Origin of the sequence: Pseudomonas argentinensis, from assembly GCF_001839655.2 — a bacterium.
GTDB lineage: Bacteria > Pseudomonadota > Gammaproteobacteria > Pseudomonadales > Pseudomonadaceae > Aquipseudomonas > Aquipseudomonas argentinensis_B.
Window position 1 is genome coordinate 1669657 of sequence record NZ_CP056087.1, and the last position, 16662, is coordinate 1686318.

Consider the following 16662-nt stretch of genomic DNA (forward strand, 5'->3'; position numbering starts at 1 on the left):
CGCTGCGGCAAACTCCGATACCCTGAGCGAACATTCGACGCAGGGGAAGCAGCAGATGTCCATTTACCGTGAGCGTGGCGAACGCCTTCGATCCTTGCACCAGCAGGGTGAATTGCTGGTGCTGCCCAACCCCTGGGATGCCGGGTCGGCGAAGATGCTCGCGGCGCTCGGTTTCCATGCCCTGGCCACCACCAGCGCCGGGCTGGCCTTTTCCCTGGGCCGCCGGGATGCCGAAGGCGCGGTAAGCCGTGACGAGGCACTGGCCAACGCCAGGGCAATCGTCGAGGCGACGGCGCTGCCGGTGGTTGCCGACCTGGAAAATGGCTACGGCGATACGCCCGAGGACTGCGCCGCGACCGTGCGGCTGGCGGCGCAGGTCGGCCTGGTCGGCGGCTCCATCGAAGATGCTACCGGCCATGCTGATCAACCGATCTATGCCTTCGAACTGGCAGTGCAGCGCATTCGCGCTTCGGTCGCGGCAGCCCAGGCGCTGGACATTCCCTTCACCCTGACCGCACGTGCGGAAAACTTCCTGCATGGCCGCGCCGATCTGGACGACACCATCCGCCGCCTGGTGGCCTATGCCGAAGCCGGCGCGGACGTGCTCTACGCGCCAGGGCTGACCACCCGTGAGCAGATCCTGGCGGTGGTCGAGGCCGTGGCGCCCAAGCCGGTCAACGTGCTGGTCGGCTCGCCGAGCCTGACGCTGTCGCTGGACGAGCTGGCGCAGCTGGGCGTCAAGCGCGTGAGCCTGGGTTCCAACCTGGCCCGCGTTGCCTATGGCGCCTTCCTGCAGGCGGCCACCGGGCTGGCCGAACGTGGCGACCTGAGCGGCGCCCGGCAGGCGCTGCCGTTCGACGCCATCAACGACCTGTTCAAGGGCTAGCGTGCGGCAGTTCCTGATCGCGCTGTTGATCTTCGTGGTGATTGGCGGTCCGCTGGCGCTGTATCGCCAGTGGATCGACGTGCCGCCGCGCTGGAACCCCTGGGCGCCGCTCGACCTGCGTGATACGCCCAACTGGCTGACCACCTACAAACTGCGGCGCCTGCAGGGCGACGCCGAGTTGTGCCGTACGGTGCTCGATACCTCGGCGCTGCGCTACGTCGCGCTGCCCGACAGCGCGCCCGCCGCCGACTGCCCGCTGATCAACACGGTGCGGGTGCAGGGCAGCGATGTGCGCCTGAGCAGCAGTTTCATCGCCACCTGCCCGGTGGCCGCGGCCTTCGCGCTGTTCGAGCGCCACGGATTGCAACCGGCGGCCGCGCAACGCTTTGGCCAGCGCGTGGTGCAGGTCGATCACGTCGGCAGCTTCGCCTGCCGAACCATTGCCGGCAGTCAGCGGCGCAGCCAGCATGCCTCGGCCAATGCCCTGGATATCGTCGGTTTCCGTTTGGCCGATGGCCGGCGCATCAGTGTGCTGCGTGACTGGCCGGGCGAAGATGACAAATCGCTGTTCCTGCGCCAGGTTCAGCAGGCGGCCTGTTCCAGCTTCAATACCACGCTGGGACCGGACTACAACGCGGCGCACCGCGATCACTTTCATCTGGATATGGGCGGCTTTCGCATGTGCCGGTGAGCTCAGCGCGACAGGCGTTGCTGCAGGGTCAGGCGGCCCATCAGTAGCTCCCAGGGGGCCAGCGATTCTTGCAGCAACGGGTTGCTCGCAGCGTTCTCGGCAGGCGCCAGCAGTTGCTGCTGCAGCGCCAGCTCTTCGAGGGGCAGGGTGGCCTCGACATCATTGAGCGAGCAGACGAACTGGCGCTGCATCATCAGGTCTTCCAGGGTGCGCATGCCGTGCATGGGCGCTTCGTCTGCAGGCGTGGTCGGAGCCGGCGCCGCGGGTGCTGCCAGGGCGCTTTCCATCTCGTGCAATACGCTGCGCAGAATCTGGTCGTACAGCGCCACGCTGGCGCTCGATGGCGTACCGGCTTTCTGGGCGGCTACCCGGGTGTCACCGGGAATATGGGAGATGACCTCGAACATCAGGCGGCGGGCTCTGGCAAACTATCGCTTTCCGGGGTATCGGCTGTTGCCGGCCCGAGTTGAGCCAACGGCCGATCAAATCCGGCCGCTCCAATCGATGGACGACCGCAATGACTGAACTACAGCCCGACGTGCGCATTCGCGTGGAGGCCCTGGCGCCGCACCTGCAAGCCGGCGCACTAGAGTGGGCGCAGCGCCTTGGCCTGCCGCTGGAAGGCGAGGCGGGGTACGCGCTGCAGCTGGGCGAGGCCGGTTTGCAACTGGTCGAGCTGGGCCCCCAGGCGCCAGGGCCGGTACGGGTGGATTTCGTCGAGGGCGCGGTAGCCCATCGTCGCCAGTTCGGTGGCGGTGCCGGGCAGATGATCGCCAAGGCGGTCGGCATCGCCCAGGGCGTGCGCCCGCGGGTGCTGGATGCCACTGCCGGCCTGGGCCGCGATGCCTTCGTGCTGGCCAGCCTGGGTTGCCGTGTGGATCTGATCGAGCGTCAGCCACTGATCGGCGCGCTGCTCGAGGACGGCCTGCGGCGCGCGGCCAGCGACGCAGAGGTCGCGAGCATCGTCACGCGCATGGGCCTGCTGCAGGGCAACGCCATCGAGCTGATGGGCGATTGGCAGGATGAGGTGCCCCAGGTGATCTACCTCGACCCGATGTTTCCCCATCGCGACAAGAGCGCCCTGGTGAAGAAGGAGATGCGCCTGTTCCGCCCTTTCGTCGGCGATGACCTGGATGCACCGGCGTTGCTCGCCGCCGCCCTCGAACTGGCCAGTCACCGCGTGGTGGTCAAGCGCCCGCGCAAGGCGCCGGTCATCGAGGGCGCCAAGCCGGGCTATGCGCTGGAGGGCAAGTCCAGCCGCTATGACATCTACCCGCTGAAGAAGCTCACGCCTTAGAGCCTGTTCACGATCTTTCGGCTCGGCTTCAGCGCTGCAAGGTGGCGGGAGCAGCTGCAAGCTGCAAGCCCCAAGCTACAAGTTGAAAGCAGTGCGCCGTGCTCAAGCTTCTTCTTGCAGCTTGAAGCTTGCGGCTTGAAGCTCAATGTCCGCTTCTGCCTTGTAGCAGCCTCTTCAATGTCGCCTGAAAAGATCGTGAACAGGTTCTTGAACGAACCGCTCTACGGTTGCCATCCAACCTGAACGTTTTTGGCGGGCCTCACCTCAGATTTTGAACGGGTGCACGAGACATCCACGCGAACCGAGGTAGCCCCATGAGCGAGACCATCACAGCCGGCGCCGAGCGCCGGACGATTTCCCTGTCATTGAACGGCAGCCCCACACAAGTCGAGGTGTACCCGTGGATCACGGCCCTCGACCTGCTTCGTGAACAGCTCGACCTGGTCGGCACCAAGAAAGGCTGCGACCACGGCCAGTGCGGCGCCTGCACCGTGCTGGTGGACGGCCAGCGGGTCAACGCCTGCCTGACCCTGGCGGTGATGCTCGACGGCCGTGAACTGACCACCATCGAAGGCCTGGCCAAGGGTGATGAGCTGCACCCCATGCAGCGCGCCTTCGTCAAACACGACGCCTTCCAATGCGGCTATTGCACCCCCGGACAGATCTGCTCGGCGGTCGGCCTGGCCAACGAAGGGCGAGTCGGCGACGCCGCCGATATCCGCGAACGCATGAGCGGCAACCTGTGCCGCTGTGGCGCCTACAGCAACATTCTGGCGGCCATCGAAGAGGCACTGCCCGAGAGCGAACAGGCGGTGCGCCCATGACGCCCTTCGCCTATAGCAAGCCCGAGGCCATCGACGAAGCGGTGCGCCTGGCCGGGCCCGACAGCCTGTTCATCGCCGGCGGCACCAACCTGGTCGACCTGATGAAGGAAAACCTGGTGCGCCCCAAGCGCCTTATCGACATCAACGCCTTGCCGCTGCGTGACGTGACCCCCACCGCCGAGGGCGGCCTGCGCATCGGCGCCCTGGTTGGTAATGCCGAGTTGGCCTGGCACCCGGAGATCGAGGGGCGTTATCCGCTGCTCGCCCAGGCGCTGCTCTCCGGCGCCTCGCCCCAGGTGCGCAACATGGCCAGCGCCGGCGGCAACCTGCTGCAGCGCACCCGTTGCCATTACTTCTACGACAGCCAGGTGCCGTGCAACAAGCGCGAGCCCGGCAGTGGCTGTCCGGCCCGCGAGGGGCTGAATCGTAACCACGCGTTGTTCGGCGCCAGCGAGCACTGCGTGGCCGTGCACCCGTCGGACTTCTGCGTGGCCCTGGCCGCCCTGGATGCAGGGGTTGTGATCACCGGGCCGCAGGGCGAGCGCCGTGTGCCGATGAGCGACTTCCATCGCCTGCCGGGCGATACCCCGCAGCGCGACACCGTGCTGGAGCCGGGTGAGCTGATCCTCGCCATCGAGCTGCCGGCCGAAGGCTTCGCCGGGCACCACGCCTACCTCAAGCTGCGTGACCGCGCCTCGTTCGCCTTCGCCCTGGTATCGGTGGCTGCGGCACTGGAACTGGACGCCGGCGGGCAGATCCGCCAGGCGCGTATCGCCCTGGGTGGCGTGGCCCACAAGCCGTGGCGGCGAGCGGAGGTGGAGGCCAGCCTGGTCGGCCAGGCCGCTACGCCCGAGCACTTCGCGGCCGCTGCCGAACTGCTGCTCAAGGATGCCCAGCCCCTGGCCCATAACGCCTTCAAGGTCGAACTGGCGCGCCGCGCCGTGGTTCGTGCCCTGTCCACCGCCGCAGTAGGAGCCCGCCCATGAACGCGCGAACCCTCGGCCAACCCCTGGACCGCGTCGACGGCCCGCTGAAAGTCAGCGGCCAGGCGCGCTATGCCGCCGAGCATCCGGCCGATGGCCTGCTGCATGGCAGCGTGATCTGCAGCGTGATCGCCCGTGGTCGGATCACCGCCATCGACGCCTCGGCTGCCCTGGCGCTGCCCGGCGTCAAGCTGGTGCTCAGCCACCTCAATCGTCCGCCCATGGCCCAGGACGACGAGAGCTACGAAGATGACGATGCCGCCGATGGCTCGCCGTTTCGCCCGCTGTTCAACGAGCGTATCCGTTACAGCGGCCAGCCGGTGGCTCTGGTGGTCGCCGACACCCTGGAGCTGGCACGCCATGCCGGCTCGCTGGTGCGTATCGACTATGAGCAGCAAGCCCACGCCACCGATCTGCGCCACGCCCTGAGCGAGGCCCACGCCGCGCCGGCCGAGCTGCCCAAGCCACGGGGCGACGCCGACGCGGTGATCGCCGGCGCGCCGCTGCGTCTGGAGCTGGAGTACGAGCTACCCTGCGAGTATCACCACCCCATGGAACCCCATGCCTCGACGGTGATCTACCAGGCCGATGGCAGCCTGCTGGTGCACGACAAGACCCAGGGCCCGCAGAACAGCCAGCGTTACCTGGCCGACGTGCTCAAGCTCGAACCGAATCGCGTGCGCATCAAGTCATCCTTCGTCGGCGGCGCCTTTGGCTCCGGCCTGCGCCCGCAATACCAGCTGCCCCTGGCCGCCATGGCTGCGCTGAAGCTGCAGCGGTCGGTGCGGGTGACCCTGACGCGCCAGCAGATGTTCACCTTCGGCTATCGTCCGCGGGCGGTGCAGCACCTGCAGCTCGGTGCCGACGAAAGTGGCAAGCTGCAGGGCCTGGTGCACGAGGTGATCGCCCAGACCTCGCGCTTCGAGGACTTTACCGAGCATGTCGCCGAGTGGTCGGGGATGCTCTATCACTGCGATCACGTGCGCCTGGCCTACCGGCTGGCGCCGCTGGACGTGTACACGCCGCTGGACATGCGTGCGCCGGGGGCCGCCACCGGGGTCTATGCGCTGGAGTCGGCGATGGACGAGCTGGCCTGGGCCGCGGGCGTCGACCCGGTGCAATTGCGCCTGACCAACTATGCCGAAACCAACCAGAACGAGGGCAAACCCTATTCCAGCAAGGAGCTGCGCGCCTGCTATCAGCAGGGCGCCGAGGCCTTTGGCTGGAGCCAGCGCAGCCCGCAGCCGCGCAGCATGCGAGAGGGCGACCAGCTGATCGGCTACGGCATGGCCACCGGCGTATGGGAAGCCATGCAGATGCCGGCCAGCGCCCGCGCCAGCTTTACCGCCGACGGTCGCCTGATCGTCGCCAGCGCCACCTGTGATATCGGCCCGGGCACGGCCACGGTGATGACCCAGATCGCCGCCGACGTGCTGGGCCTGGAGCCGTCCCAGGTGGAATTTCGTCTTGGCGATTCCAGCCTGCCCCAGGCACCGCTGCAGGGCGGCTCGTTCACCGTGTCGTCGGTGGGCAGCGCGGTGCGCGAGGCCTGCCTGGCCCTGGCCGACAAGCTCTGCGAGGCGGCGCGGCAATGGCCGGAGGCACCGTTCACTGATGGCGCCGCGCTGCGCTTCACGGCCGGCCGTGTGCAGCAGGGTGAAGATGCCAATCGCACAGTCGAGCTGAAGGCGCTGCTGGCCCGCCACGGCAGCCTGGAGGCCGAGGTGCAGGCGCAACCCGGCAAGCAGCGCGAGCGCTATGCCAGTGCCAGCCATTCGGCGGTGTTCGTCGAGGTGCAGGTGGACGAAGCCTTGGGCACGGTACGGGTCACCCGGGTGGTCAGCGCCATTGCCGCCGGCCGGGTGATCAACCCGAAAACCGCGCGCAGCCAGATCCTTGGTGGCGTGGTGTGGGGCATCGGCATGGCCCTGCACGAGGAGGCGATGATCGACCACGACCTGGGGCGCTGCATGAACCACAACCTGGCCGACTACCACCTGCCGGTGCAGGCCGATATCGGCGATATCGAGGTGATCTTCGTCGAGGAGAACGACAGCATCATCAACCCACTGGGCTCCAAGGGCGTAGGCGAGATCGGCATCGTCGGCGTCGCCGCGGCGGTCGCCAATGCGGTCTATCACGCCACCGGCAAGCGCATTCGCCAATTGCCGATCACCCTCGACAAGCTGCTTTGACGGGTGCCGATGACGGGTTCGCCAGCGCGGGCCCGTCATCGTTATGTTTGGGCTCGTTACGTATCACCACCCACAGACCCAGCCCCGAGACAGCCGTGCCCAGGCCCATCAGCCAGGACAGCGGTTCACCGAACATCGCCCAGGCCCACACCAAGGTCAGCGCCGGGCTCAGGTACAGCACGCTGGCCACCCGGGCCGGCGTCGAGCGCTTCAGGCACAGCCAGTACAGGCCGTAGCCGCCGATGGTGGAAATGCTCGTCCACAACACGCTCAGGGCGAAGCCGCCCGAAGGCACCGGCATCAGGCTGCTGTCCATTGCCGCCAGCAGCGCGAAAGGCACGCAGCAGATGCAGCACTGCAGCCACAGATTGCCGAGCAGGTCGAGGGACGCCGTGGCCTTGGTGCGTTTCTGCCACAGGGTGGCGACCGCCAGCGAGAGCATGCCCAGCAGCGGCAAAGCGTAGACCCACAGCGGCGCATTGCCCCAGGCCAGCGCGTCCGAAGTGACCAGCACCACGCCGGTCAGGCCGATGAGCAAACCCAGCCAGGTGCGCCAGCCCAGGCGTTGCCGGAGCACCAGCACACTGAGCAGGGCGACGCCGATGGGCAGCAGGTCGGCCAGCAGGGCCGCGAGCCCAGCCGGTACGCCCAGGGCGATGCCTTGCACCACGCCGGCCAGGTAACCACCCATTGCCAGCAAACCGATGCCGGCATGGCGCAGCAGGGTGGCCGGCGAGGCGTGGCGCAGGCGTGGTAATGCCCAGGGCGCCAGCAGCAACACGAAAAGCAGGCTGCGCCAGAACACCACCAGCATGGCCGGCGCATGATCGATGGAGAAGCGGGCGCCGATAAAGCCCGAACTCCAGACCACCACCAGCGCCGCTTCGAGAGCCAACAGGGGAATGGCGACGGGCCACAGGCGGGCAGTCTGTTGAACGGGCATGGCAGATGACCGGATAGAGGGTGTAGGTGCAGGCTACGAAAGCGGAGTAATCTAATAAATCAAAATATATTTAATCAGTAGTTCGGAATTGTTAAACGATGAATGCCGTGCTCGATATCGAACTGATCCGCACCTTCCATGCCGTGGCACGCAGCGGGCGCTTCAAGGCCGCAGCCGAACAGCTGCACAGGAGCCCGGCGGCGATCAGCGTGCATATCCAGCGTCTGGAGACGGTCGCCGGTGGCCGGCTGTTCGACCGCGACAACCAGTCCGTGGCGCTAACGGCGCTGGGCAAGCGCCTGCTGCGCTCGACCGGCGAACTGCTCAGTACCCACGACCGGGTGCTGGCCGAGCTGCACGGGCCGCGGCTAGTGGGGCGCATCAGGTTGGGGGTGCCCGACGAATACGCCGCCCACGTGATCCGCGACATCCTGCCGATCTTCGCGGCGGCCTGGCCCAATGTGGTGCTGGAGGTACAGACCGCACCCAGCTATACGCTGCGCGAGCAAGTGCGGGCCGGCAAGCTGCACGGCGCGGTGCTTACCCTGCCGCTGGGGCAGCGTGAGGGCGCCCAGGTGCTGGTCGCCACCACGCCGGTATGGGTCGCCGCGGCGTCCCACCCAAAGAACTGGGGCGAGACCCTTCCACTGGCCATCCACGCGGCCGACTGCCCGTACCGCAGCCTGATGCTGGAGTCCCTGAAAGCGGCGGGCTATACCTGGCGGGTCGTGCTCGACAGCCCGTCCAGCCAGGCCATCAAGGCCTGCGTGGAGGCAGGCCTGGCGATCACCCTGATGGATCGCGCGAAGATGAGCAGCGCCATGCGCATCGTCGAAGAGCTGCCCCAGGCCGCCGAGCACGAGGTGCTGTTCCTGCGCTCGGCCCAGGCCCAGCACGACGAAGCCCTGGAGCTGTTGGCCCAGGCCATTCGTCAGCACTTCCGGTTGTGATCAGCGGTGCTTGGTGCTCGAGCGCAGCTTGTAGCGTTCGCCCGGATGGATCAGGCGCACGTAGCTGATCAGGTGCTCGTCCGACCAGGTGCGGCGGATCATCGACAGGCAGGCGGCGCCCGGCTCGATATCCAGCCATTCGGCGGTGCGGGCGTCGGCATGCACGGCCTCGACCACATGCTCCACGTCGCTGATCGGGCAGCTGGCGACCAGCACTTCGTTGGGCGTCTGCCTGGAGAAGTCGCTGTTCAGGTAGTGGGGCACCCAGCGCGGGTTGACGAAGCGATCCTCGAGCTGGATCGGCACGCCGTCTTCCAGGTGCACGAGGATGCTGTGGAATACTTCGGCGCCAATACGCAGGCCCAGGCGCAGCGCCACTTCGTCATCGGCGGCCAGGGCTTCGCTGCGCAGGATGCGGTTGGCGTAGGCATGACCACGGGCGCGCACCTCGGCGGCGATGTTCATCACCTCATGCAATGAAGACTCGGACTTGCGGTCGGTGACGAAGGTGCCCAGGCCGGCCTGGCGAATCAGGTAACCCTGCTGCACCAGGTTGTTGATGGCCTTGTTGGCCGTCATGCGGCTGACCGAGAAATCCCGGGCCAGCTGCTCTTCGGGGGAATCTGGTGATGCAGCGGGTAGTCACCGTTGCCGATGCGCTCGAGCAGAAAATCCTCGATGGCCTTGTAGCGCGGGGTGGTACTGGTCACGACAACTCCTTGGTAATGCCCGGTGCGCGGATGATAGCGGAGCGCAACGCTCCACTCCCAGCGCCGTAGTGGTAGGGCGGACTCAGGAGCGAAGCGAACAGTCCGCCAGGCAATGCCCAATTCGCCATCACAGGCTACGCCTTGGCCCGACGGCGTACCGTTTCGCGACGACTACAGGGATGTAGGCGTCAGCGCGACGCAGGATGCCAAAGCCGAGTACGCCCTGGATCTATGTGCGTATCAACCCACCGACGGCAGCATGCCGGCCGGCAGCAATGGCGTCAGCACGCGCTCGCTCAGCAGTTCGTCGGCGGCGGCGATGTCCGGGGCGAAGAAGCGATCCTCGACGTAGTAGGGCACCTGGGCGCGCAGGGTCTGGCGCGCCTGTTCCAGTTTCGCCGAGCTCTTCAGGCCATGGCGGAAGTCCAGGCCCTGGCAGGCGCCCAGCCATTCGATGGCGAGGATGCCGCGCACGTTCTCGGCCATCGGCCACAGGCGCTTGCCGGCGTTCGGTGCCATGGACACGTGGTCTTCCTGGTTGGCCGAGGTCGGCAGGCTGTCGACGCTATGGGGGTGGGCCAGGGCCTTGTTGTCGCTGGCCAGGGCCGCGGCGGTGACCTGGGCGATCATGAAGCCGGAGTTGACCCCGCCGTTCTCGACCAGGAAGGGCGGCAGCTGCGACATGTGGCGGTCCATCATCAGCGAGATGCGCCGCTCCGACAGGGCACCGATTTCGGCCAGGGCCAGGGCCAGGTTGTCGGCGGCCATGGCCACGGGTTCTGCGTGGAAGTTGCCGCCGGAAATCACGTCGCCCTGGTCGGCGAACACCAGCGGGTTGTCGGATACCGCGTTGGCCTCGATCTGCAGCACCTCGGCGGCCTGGCGCAGCTGGGTCAGGCAGGCGCCCATGACCTGGGGCTGGCAGCGCAGCGAGTAGGGATCCTGAACCTTGTCGCAGTTGGCGTGGGAGCGCGCCACTTCGCTGCTGTCGCCGAGCAGGTCGCGGTAGGCCGCCGCCACGTCGATCTGCCCGTGCTGGCCGCGGGCAGCGTGGATGCGCGCATCGAACGGGGCGCGCGAGCCGAGCATGGCCTCCACGCTCAGGGCGCCGCACACGGTGGCGGCAGCGAACAGGTCTTCGCCCTCGAACAGCCCGCGCAACGCGTAGGCAGTGGACACCTGGGTCCCGTTGAGCAAGGCCAGGCCCTCCTTGGCCGCCAGGGTCAGCGGCTCCAGGCCGGCCACTGCCAGCGCTTCACGGGCCGGCAGCCATTGGCCCTTGTGGCGTGCCTTGCTCTCGCCGAGCAGCAGCAGCGACATGTGCGCCAGGGGCGCCAGGTCGCCGGAAGCGCCCACCGAGCCCTTGAGCGGAATGTGCGGGTAGACCTCGGCGTTGATCAGCGCGATCAGCGCATCGATCACCGTGCGGCGGATGGCCGAAAAGCCCCGGGCCAGGCTGTTGACCTTGAGCAGCATGATCAACCGCACCAGGGCGTCATCCAGCGCTTCGCCGACACCGGCGGCGTGGGACAGCACCAGCGAGCGCTGCAGTTTTTCCAGGTCGTCCGGGGCAATGCGGGTCGAGGCCAGCAGGCCAAAGCCGGTGTTGATGCCATAGGCGGTGCGGCCTTCGGCGAGTATCCGCTCGACACAGGCGACGCTGGCGTCGATGCCGGCATGGGCGCTGGCATCCAGCGTGACGTTGACCGGCTGCAGGTACAGGGTGCGCAGCTGGGCCAGGGTCAGCGAGCCCGGTTTGAGGTTCAGGGTGGTCATGAATCAGGCTCCTCGGGTGATCATCGGCAGGTTCAGGCCCTGCTCGTGTGCGCACTCTATGGCGATCGGGTAGCCGGCGTCAGCATGGCGCATCACGCCGCTGGCCGGGTCGTTGGTCAGTACCCGGGCGATGCGCTCGGCGGCTTCGTCGCTGCCGTCGCAGACGATCACCACCCCCGCGTGCTGGGAGAAGCCCATGCCCACGCCGCCGCCGTGGTGCAGCGACACCCAGGTGGCGCCGCCGGCGGTATTGAGCAGGGCGTTGAGCAGCGGCCAGTCGGACACCGCATCGGAGCCGTCCATCATCGCCTCGGTCTCGCGGTTGGGGCTGGCCACCGAACCGGAATCCAGGTGGTCACGGCCGATCACCACCGGCGCCGACAGCTCGCCGCTGCGCACCATCTCGTTGAACGCCAGGCCCAGCTTGGCGCGCTGGCCGAGGCCGACCCAGCAGATGCGCGCCGGCAGGCCCTGGAAGGCGATGCGCTCGCGGGCCATGTCCAGCCAGCGGTGCAGGTGGGCGTCGTCGGGGATCAGTTGCTTGACCTTGGCGTCGGTCTTGTAGATGTCCTCGGGGTTGCCGGATAGCGCCACCCAGCGGAACGGGCCGATGCCACGGCAGAACAGCGGGCGGATATAGGCCGGCACGAAACCGGGGAAGTCAAAGGCGTTGGCCACGCCTTCGTCCTTGGCCATCTGGCGGATGTTGTTGCCGTAGTCGAAGGTCGGCACGCCCATCTTCTTGAAGTCGAGCATGGCCTGCACGTGCACGGCCATGGATTGCTTGGCGGCCTTGACCACTTCGGCGGGCTGGGTTGCGGCGCGGTCGCGGTACTGCTCCCAGGCCCAGCCGGCCGGCAGGTAGCCGTTGAGCGGGTCGTGGGCGCTGGTCTGATCGGTGACCATATCCGGGCGCACACCGCGGCGCACCAGCTCGGGCAGGATCTCGGCGGCATTGCCGTGCAGGGCAATGGAGATGGCCTTGCCTTCGGCGGTGTACTTGGCGATGCGCGCCAGGGCGTCGTCCAGATTCTCGGCCTGTTCGTCGACGTAGCGGGTACGCAGACGGAAGTCGATGCGGCTCTGCTGGCACTCGATGTTCAGCGAGCAGGCGCCGGCCAGGGTGGCGGCCAGCGGCTGGGCGCCGCCCATGCCGCCAAGCCCGGCGGTCAGCACCCAGCGGCCCTTGAGATCGCCGGCGTAGTGCTGGCGTCCGGCCTCGACGAAGGTTTCATAGGTGCCCTGGACGATGCCCTGGCTGCCGATGTAGATCCAGCTGCCGGCGGTCATCTGGCCGTACATGGCCAGGCCCTTGGCATCCAGCTCGTTGAAGTGCTCCCAGGTCGCCCAGTGCGGCACCAGGTTGGAGTTGGCGATCAGCACCCGCGGTGCGTTGGCGTGGGTCTTGAATACGCCCACCGGCTTGCCGGACTGCACCAGCAGGGTCTCATCGTCGTTCAGCTGCTTGAGGCTCTCGACGATGGCATCGAAGCATTCCCAGTTGCGTGCTGCCCGGCCGATGCCGCCGTAGACCACCAGCTCCTTGGGATTTTCCGCCACCTCGGGATCCAGGTTGTTCATCAGCATGCGCAGCGGCGCTTCGGTCAGCCAGCTCTTGGCCGTGAGCGTGGTGCCGCGCGGGGCGCGGATTTCGGTGTCGCGGAACTTGGTCATGGTGCGGGCTCCTGTAGGAACGGGTCAGGGGTGGGCGGTCAGAGCCAACCCAGAAATCGGGCAAGGTAGGCCATGGGGATGGCCAGCAGCAGGCTGAGCAGGGTGCGCTGCAGCCAGATCAGCAGCAGGTGGCCCAGGCTCAGGGGAATCCGCGTGGCCAGCACGCAGGGAATCGAGGCGGAGAGAAACAGCACGCTGCTGACCGAGACGATGGCGGTGACGAACTTCACCAGCAGGTCGGCGTCCTTGAGCAGCATCGCCGGCAGGAACATCTCCGCCAGGCCGGCGGACAGGGCGCGGGCCACCTGCATGGGATCCTCCAGGCCGAACAGCCAGGTCAGCGGGTAGAGCAGCACGCCGAGGGCGTCGAACAAGGGGGTGTACTTGGCGGCGAGCAAGCCGAGCAGGCCGACGGCGAGAATGCTCGGCAGGATCGCGGCGGTCATGCGCAGGCCATCGACGAAGGTTTCACGCAGCGCCGAGCCCAGCGCCGGTGCGATGCTGGCCTGCTGCATGCCGGCGCGCCAGGCGCTGCCCAGGCGGCTTTCACCGGCCTGCAGTTGCGCTTCGGGGGTGGACTCGGAAGGCAGGCGCGACAGCGGATAGATGCGCGCGCTGATCGCGGTGACCGCGAAGGTCACCGCCATGGCGCTCCAGAAATACAGGTTCCACTGGCCCATCAGGCCCAGGGTCTTGGCGATGATGACCATGAACGGCGCCGATACGGTGGAGAACCCGGTGGCGATGATCGCCGCCTCGCGCACGCTGTAATGGCCCTGCTGGTACATGCGGTCGGTGATCAAGAGGCCCACCGAATAACTGCCGACGAAGGACGCCACCGCGTCGATGGCCGACTTGCCCGGGGTGCGCCAGATCGGCCGCATCACCGGCTGCATCAGCACGCCGATCAGCTCCAGCAGGCCGAAGCCGATCAGGAACACCAGGGCCAGCGAGCCCAGCGGGACGATCAGCGCCAGGCTGAGTACCAGCTTCTCGAACAGGAACGGCAGCATGTCCGGCTGGTACAGCGCCTGTGGGCCGAGCTGCAGCAGGTAGGCGGCGCCGATCAGCAGGCCGAATACCTTGAGTACGCTGAATACCGTATGGGTCAGGCTGCGCCGCCAACTGCCGTCGAGCCAGGGCGCCAGGGCGCCATAGAGCATGAACAGCAGCGCCACGCCGATCACCAGGGGCCGCGCGTGCAGTTGCAGGGCACTGGCCGCGTGGTCGAGGAGGATGGTCGAACGCCCGGCGATCTCGAACGGCACGAAGAACAGCAGCAGGCCGATCAGGCTGTAGCCCAGCAAGCGCGCCAGGGCACGGGGGCGCGACACGCCGGCCCTCAAGGGCAGGAACTCAGACATGGCGCGGCTCCTGGCCGCGGCGGGCGGTGGTGAACATCGGGGTTTCCTCGTCGTTGTTGTTGTGCGGGAAAGCGCGGTTCTTGCCTGCTCAGAGGCTGAGCAGATGGATCAGCCGCGCCGCCACCTTGGCGGTACGGTTGTCGATGTCGTAGTCGGGGTTGAGCTCGGCCAGGTCGGCCAGGCGCAGCTTGCCGCTGGCCTTGAGCCGTTCGAGCAGCGGCTCCAGCAGTTCCAGGCGCACACCACGGGCGGCCGGCGCGCTGACGCCCGGCGCTTCGCACGCCGGCAGCACGTCGATGTCGAGGGTCAGGTAGAGCGCGTCGCACTCGGCGGCGAAGGCGTCCAGCTCGGCGCCGATGGCATCGAGGGTCGACTCGCGAATCTGGTGATCCTCGCGCACCAGCACGTTCAGATCGGCGGCGCGATCGAACAGCGCCCGGGTGTTGCTGGCGCGGCTGACACCCAGGCAGGCGTAGCGGAACGGCCAGCCGCGCGCGGCGCACTGCTCGGCGATCTGCGCGAAGGGCGTGCCGGAGGAATGCACATGGGCCGGGTCGCGCAGGTCGAAATGGGCGTCGAAATTGACTATTCCGATACATGGGGCGGGCTGGCCCCTGAGATGTTCGGCCAGCCCCGACCAGCTACCGAAGGCCACTTCATGGCCACCACCGATCACCAGCGGCAGATGGCCGGCGTCCAGCAGCGCGCAGACGTTTTGGCCGAGGCGCGCCTGGGCCGCCTCCAGGTCGCCGTCCTCGCAGGTCACGTCACCGGCGTCATAGGCCGGCGCCTGACGGTGCCAGGCCTGGTTGGCCAGCGCCTTGCGCACGCTTTGCGGCGCAGCGGCGGCGCCGACGCGACCCTGGTTGCGGCGCACGCCTTCGTCGCAGGCGAAACCCAACAGGGCCAGGCCCGGCTGGCTGTCTTCGGCCAGCGCCTGGATACGTTGGTGCCAGCGCGCGCTGTCGGCTTCCGGGTCGGTACGGCCGCTCCAGGCGGCCATGCTGTGACGATCAGCGAGCATGGGCAATGGCCTCCTTGTCGTAGCTGATGGCGCCAGCGAACACCCGCTGGCGCAGGCGCCCGGCCTGCACCGCATAGGCCAGCTCGGCCGGTTGCCGGATATCCCACAGGCACAGATCCGCTGGCGCGCCGACAGCGATGCGGCCGAGGTCTGGCAGGCCGAGGGCTCGGGCGCCGTGGGCGGTCATGCCGGCCAGGGCTTCGCGCGGGGTGAGGCGAAACAGGGTGCAGGCCAGGTTGGCCATCAGCGTGGGCAGGCAGATCGGCGAGGTGCCGGGGTTGGCGTCGCTGGCCACCGCCATGGGTACGCCGTACTGGCGCAACAGCTCGATGGGCGGCAGCTGGGCTTCACGCAGCACGTGGAAGGCGCCGGGCAGCAACACCGCGACCGTGCCGGCCTGGGCCATGGCGTGCACGCCGGCTTCATCCAGGTATTCGATATGGTCGGCGGACAGCGCGCCGTAGCGTGCGGCCAGGGCGCTGCCAGCGAGGTTGGACAGTTGCTCGGCATGGGCCTTGATCGCCAAACCGTGGGCCTGGGCTGCCTGATAGATGCGCTCGCACTGCGCCGGGGAAAACCCGATGCCCTCGCAGAACACATCCACCGCATCGGCCAGCCCTTCACGAGCAGCGGCCGGGATCATCTCTTCGCAGACTAGGCTGACGTAGTCGTCGGCGCGGCCGGCATATTCTGGTGGCAGGGCATGGGCACCCAACAGCGTTGTAAGCACCCGCACCGGGCGCAGTTCGCCGAGGCGCCGCGCCACGCGCAGCATCTTCAGTTCGTCGTCCAGGGTCAGGCCGTAGCCGGATTTGATTTCCAGGGTGGTGACGCCATCGGCCAGCAGGGCATCCAGGCGCGGCAGGCTGGCCGCGATCAATTCGTCCTCGCCCGCGGCGCGGGTGGCCCGCACCGTGCTGAGAATGCCACCGCCATTGCGGGCGATGGTTTCGTAGCTGACACCTTCCAGGCGCTGCTCGAATTCGCCGGCGCGGTCACCGGCGTACACCAGATGGGTGTGGCAGTCGACCAGGCCGGGGGTCATCACGCCGCCGTTGGCCGCTTCTTCGGCGCCACCGGCCAGGCTCGGATCGAAGCCGCTTTCCGGCCATAGACCGCCAACACGTCCGTGTTCGACCAGCACGGCCATGGGCTCGGGGATTTGTTCGAGGCCGTCGAACAGCGTGACGTTGCGCCAGAGCAAACGGGTGGACTGAGAAGAAGCCATTGCAGGTCGCCCTTACTTGTAATGTATATACAATTAAGCGAAATGCTTTGTAGGGTCAAGTGCAATGCTATGGCGCTCCGGAAGGGGGAGGCGCCGGAAAATATTTATGTATATACA

Annotated in this window: 14 protein-coding genes and 1 pseudogene; 7 read left to right on the forward strand and 8 right to left on the reverse strand. The window is 67.5% G+C overall.

Annotated elements, in window-relative coordinates; genetic code table 11:
• The first annotated feature begins 55 nt into the window (after positions 1-55).
• A complete protein-coding gene (locus SA190iCDA_RS07345) occupies positions 56-886 on the forward strand; it encodes an isocitrate lyase/PEP mutase family protein (protein ID WP_070884208.1) in 831 nt (276 codons plus the stop codon).
• Between the two features lies 1 nt (position 887).
• A complete protein-coding gene (locus tag SA190iCDA_RS07350) occupies positions 888-1577 on the forward strand; it encodes an extensin family protein (protein WP_070884207.1) in 690 nt (229 codons plus the stop codon).
• Positions 1578-1579: 2 nt separating this feature from the next.
• Here the strand turns inward: SA190iCDA_RS07350 and SA190iCDA_RS07355 are convergent, their stop codons facing one another.
• The gene (locus tag SA190iCDA_RS07355) at positions 1580-1984 is read right to left on the reverse strand and encodes a hypothetical protein (protein ID WP_070884206.1); all 405 of its coding nucleotides are present in this window, start codon (positions 1982-1984) and stop codon (positions 1580-1582) included.
• Positions 1985-2094: 110 nt separating this feature from the next.
• Between SA190iCDA_RS07355 and SA190iCDA_RS07360 the strand changes: the two genes are divergently transcribed.
• The 4 genes from SA190iCDA_RS07360 to SA190iCDA_RS07375 all read left to right on the forward strand — a co-directional run bounded on the left by SA190iCDA_RS07360 (position 2095) and on the right by SA190iCDA_RS07375 (position 6876).
• The gene (locus SA190iCDA_RS07360) at positions 2095-2874 is read left to right on the forward strand and encodes a class I SAM-dependent methyltransferase (RefSeq protein ID WP_070884205.1); all 780 of its coding nucleotides are present in this window, start codon (positions 2095-2097) and stop codon (positions 2872-2874) included.
• Positions 2875-3188: 314 nt separating this feature from the next.
• On the forward strand, positions 3189-3698 hold the full coding sequence (locus tag SA190iCDA_RS07365; RefSeq protein WP_070884204.1) for a (2Fe-2S)-binding protein: 510 nt from the start codon (positions 3189-3191) through the stop codon (positions 3696-3698).
• The gene (locus SA190iCDA_RS07370) at positions 3695-4684 is read left to right on the forward strand and encodes an FAD binding domain-containing protein (RefSeq protein ID WP_070884203.1); all 990 of its coding nucleotides are present in this window, start codon (positions 3695-3697) and stop codon (positions 4682-4684) included. The genes SA190iCDA_RS07365 and SA190iCDA_RS07370 overlap by 4 nt, the downstream gene beginning before the upstream one ends.
• A complete protein-coding gene (locus tag SA190iCDA_RS07375) occupies positions 4681-6876 on the forward strand; it encodes a xanthine dehydrogenase family protein molybdopterin-binding subunit (protein WP_070884202.1) in 2196 nt (731 codons plus the stop codon). The genes SA190iCDA_RS07370 and SA190iCDA_RS07375 overlap by 4 nt, the downstream gene beginning before the upstream one ends.
• On the opposite strand, the gene SA190iCDA_RS07380 is transcribed toward SA190iCDA_RS07375, so the two are convergent.
• Entirely contained in the window at positions 6854-7819 is a 966-nt protein-coding gene (locus SA190iCDA_RS07380; RefSeq protein ID WP_070884201.1) for a DMT family transporter, read from the reverse strand. The genes SA190iCDA_RS07375 and SA190iCDA_RS07380 overlap by 23 nt on opposite strands.
• Positions 7820-7917: 98 nt before the next feature.
• Here SA190iCDA_RS07380 and SA190iCDA_RS07385 point away from each other — a divergent pair, with 98 nt between their 5' ends.
• Positions 7918-8769, forward strand: a complete 852-nt coding sequence (locus SA190iCDA_RS07385) for a LysR family transcriptional regulator (protein WP_070884200.1) — start codon at positions 7918-7920, stop codon at positions 8767-8769.
• Here SA190iCDA_RS07385 and hutC read toward each other — a convergent pair.
• From hutC to hutI, 6 genes and pseudogenes are all read right to left on the reverse strand, one after another.
• A pseudogene (hutC, locus tag SA190iCDA_RS07390) lies at positions 8770-9479 on the reverse strand (histidine utilization repressor).
• Positions 9480-9719: 240 nt separating this feature from the next.
• Positions 9720-11255 (reverse strand): histidine ammonia-lyase, encoded by a 1536-nt coding sequence (gene hutH / locus SA190iCDA_RS07395; RefSeq protein ID WP_070884198.1) that lies wholly within the window; start codon positions 11253-11255, stop codon positions 9720-9722.
• Between the two features lie 3 nt (positions 11256-11258).
• Positions 11259-12929 carry a urocanate hydratase gene (hutU, locus tag SA190iCDA_RS07400; RefSeq protein ID WP_070884197.1) on the reverse strand — a complete coding sequence of 557 codons (1671 nt, stop codon included), beginning with the start codon at positions 12927-12929 and terminating at the stop codon, positions 11259-11261.
• A gap of 38 nt (positions 12930-12967) precedes the next feature.
• Positions 12968-14293 (reverse strand): YjiH family protein, encoded by a 1326-nt coding sequence (locus tag SA190iCDA_RS07405; protein WP_070884196.1) that lies wholly within the window; start codon positions 14291-14293, stop codon positions 12968-12970.
• 88 nt (positions 14294-14381) lie between these two features.
• Positions 14382-15317: a formimidoylglutamase gene (hutG, locus tag SA190iCDA_RS07410; protein ID WP_070884195.1), complete on the reverse strand. Its 936-nt coding sequence runs from the start codon at positions 15315-15317 to the stop codon at positions 14382-14384.
• A complete protein-coding gene (hutI, locus tag SA190iCDA_RS07415; RefSeq protein ID WP_070884194.1) occupies positions 15307-16545 on the reverse strand; it encodes an imidazolonepropionase in 1239 nt (412 codons plus the stop codon). The genes hutG and hutI overlap by 11 nt, the downstream gene beginning before the upstream one ends.
• Positions 16546-16662 lie beyond the last annotated feature (117 nt).

Coding starts and splice junctions, on each gene's coding strand:
- hutU (WP_070884197.1), bottom strand. CDS start 12,929: ATGACCAAGTTCCGCGACACCGAAATCCGCGCCCCGCGCGGCACCACG.
- SA190iCDA_RS07355 (WP_070884206.1), bottom strand. CDS start 1,984: ATGTTCGAGGTCATCTCCCATATTCCCGGTGACACCCGGGTAGCCGCC.
- SA190iCDA_RS07365 (WP_070884204.1), top strand. CDS start 3,189: ATGAGCGAGACCATCACAGCCGGCGCCGAGCGCCGGACGATTTCCCTG.
- hutI (WP_070884194.1), bottom strand. CDS start 16,545: ATGGCTTCTTCTCAGTCCACCCGTTTGCTCTGGCGCAACGTCACGCTG.
- SA190iCDA_RS07380 (WP_070884201.1), bottom strand. CDS start 7,819: ATGCCCGTTCAACAGACTGCCCGCCTGTGGCCCGTCGCCATTCCCCTG.
- SA190iCDA_RS07405 (WP_070884196.1), bottom strand. CDS start 14,293: ATGTCTGAGTTCCTGCCCTTGAGGGCCGGCGTGTCGCGCCCCCGTGCC.
- SA190iCDA_RS07385 (WP_070884200.1), top strand. CDS start 7,918: ATGAATGCCGTGCTCGATATCGAACTGATCCGCACCTTCCATGCCGTG.
- SA190iCDA_RS07370 (WP_070884203.1), top strand. CDS start 3,695: ATGACGCCCTTCGCCTATAGCAAGCCCGAGGCCATCGACGAAGCGGTG.
- hutH (WP_070884198.1), bottom strand. CDS start 11,255: ATGACCACCCTGAACCTCAAACCGGGCTCGCTGACCCTGGCCCAGCTG.
- SA190iCDA_RS07345 (WP_070884208.1), top strand. CDS start 56: ATGTCCATTTACCGTGAGCGTGGCGAACGCCTTCGATCCTTGCACCAG.
- SA190iCDA_RS07360 (WP_070884205.1), top strand. CDS start 2,095: ATGACTGAACTACAGCCCGACGTGCGCATTCGCGTGGAGGCCCTGGCG.
- SA190iCDA_RS07375 (WP_070884202.1), top strand. CDS start 4,681: ATGAACGCGCGAACCCTCGGCCAACCCCTGGACCGCGTCGACGGCCCG.
- hutG (WP_070884195.1), bottom strand. CDS start 15,317: ATGCTCGCTGATCGTCACAGCATGGCCGCCTGGAGCGGCCGTACCGAC.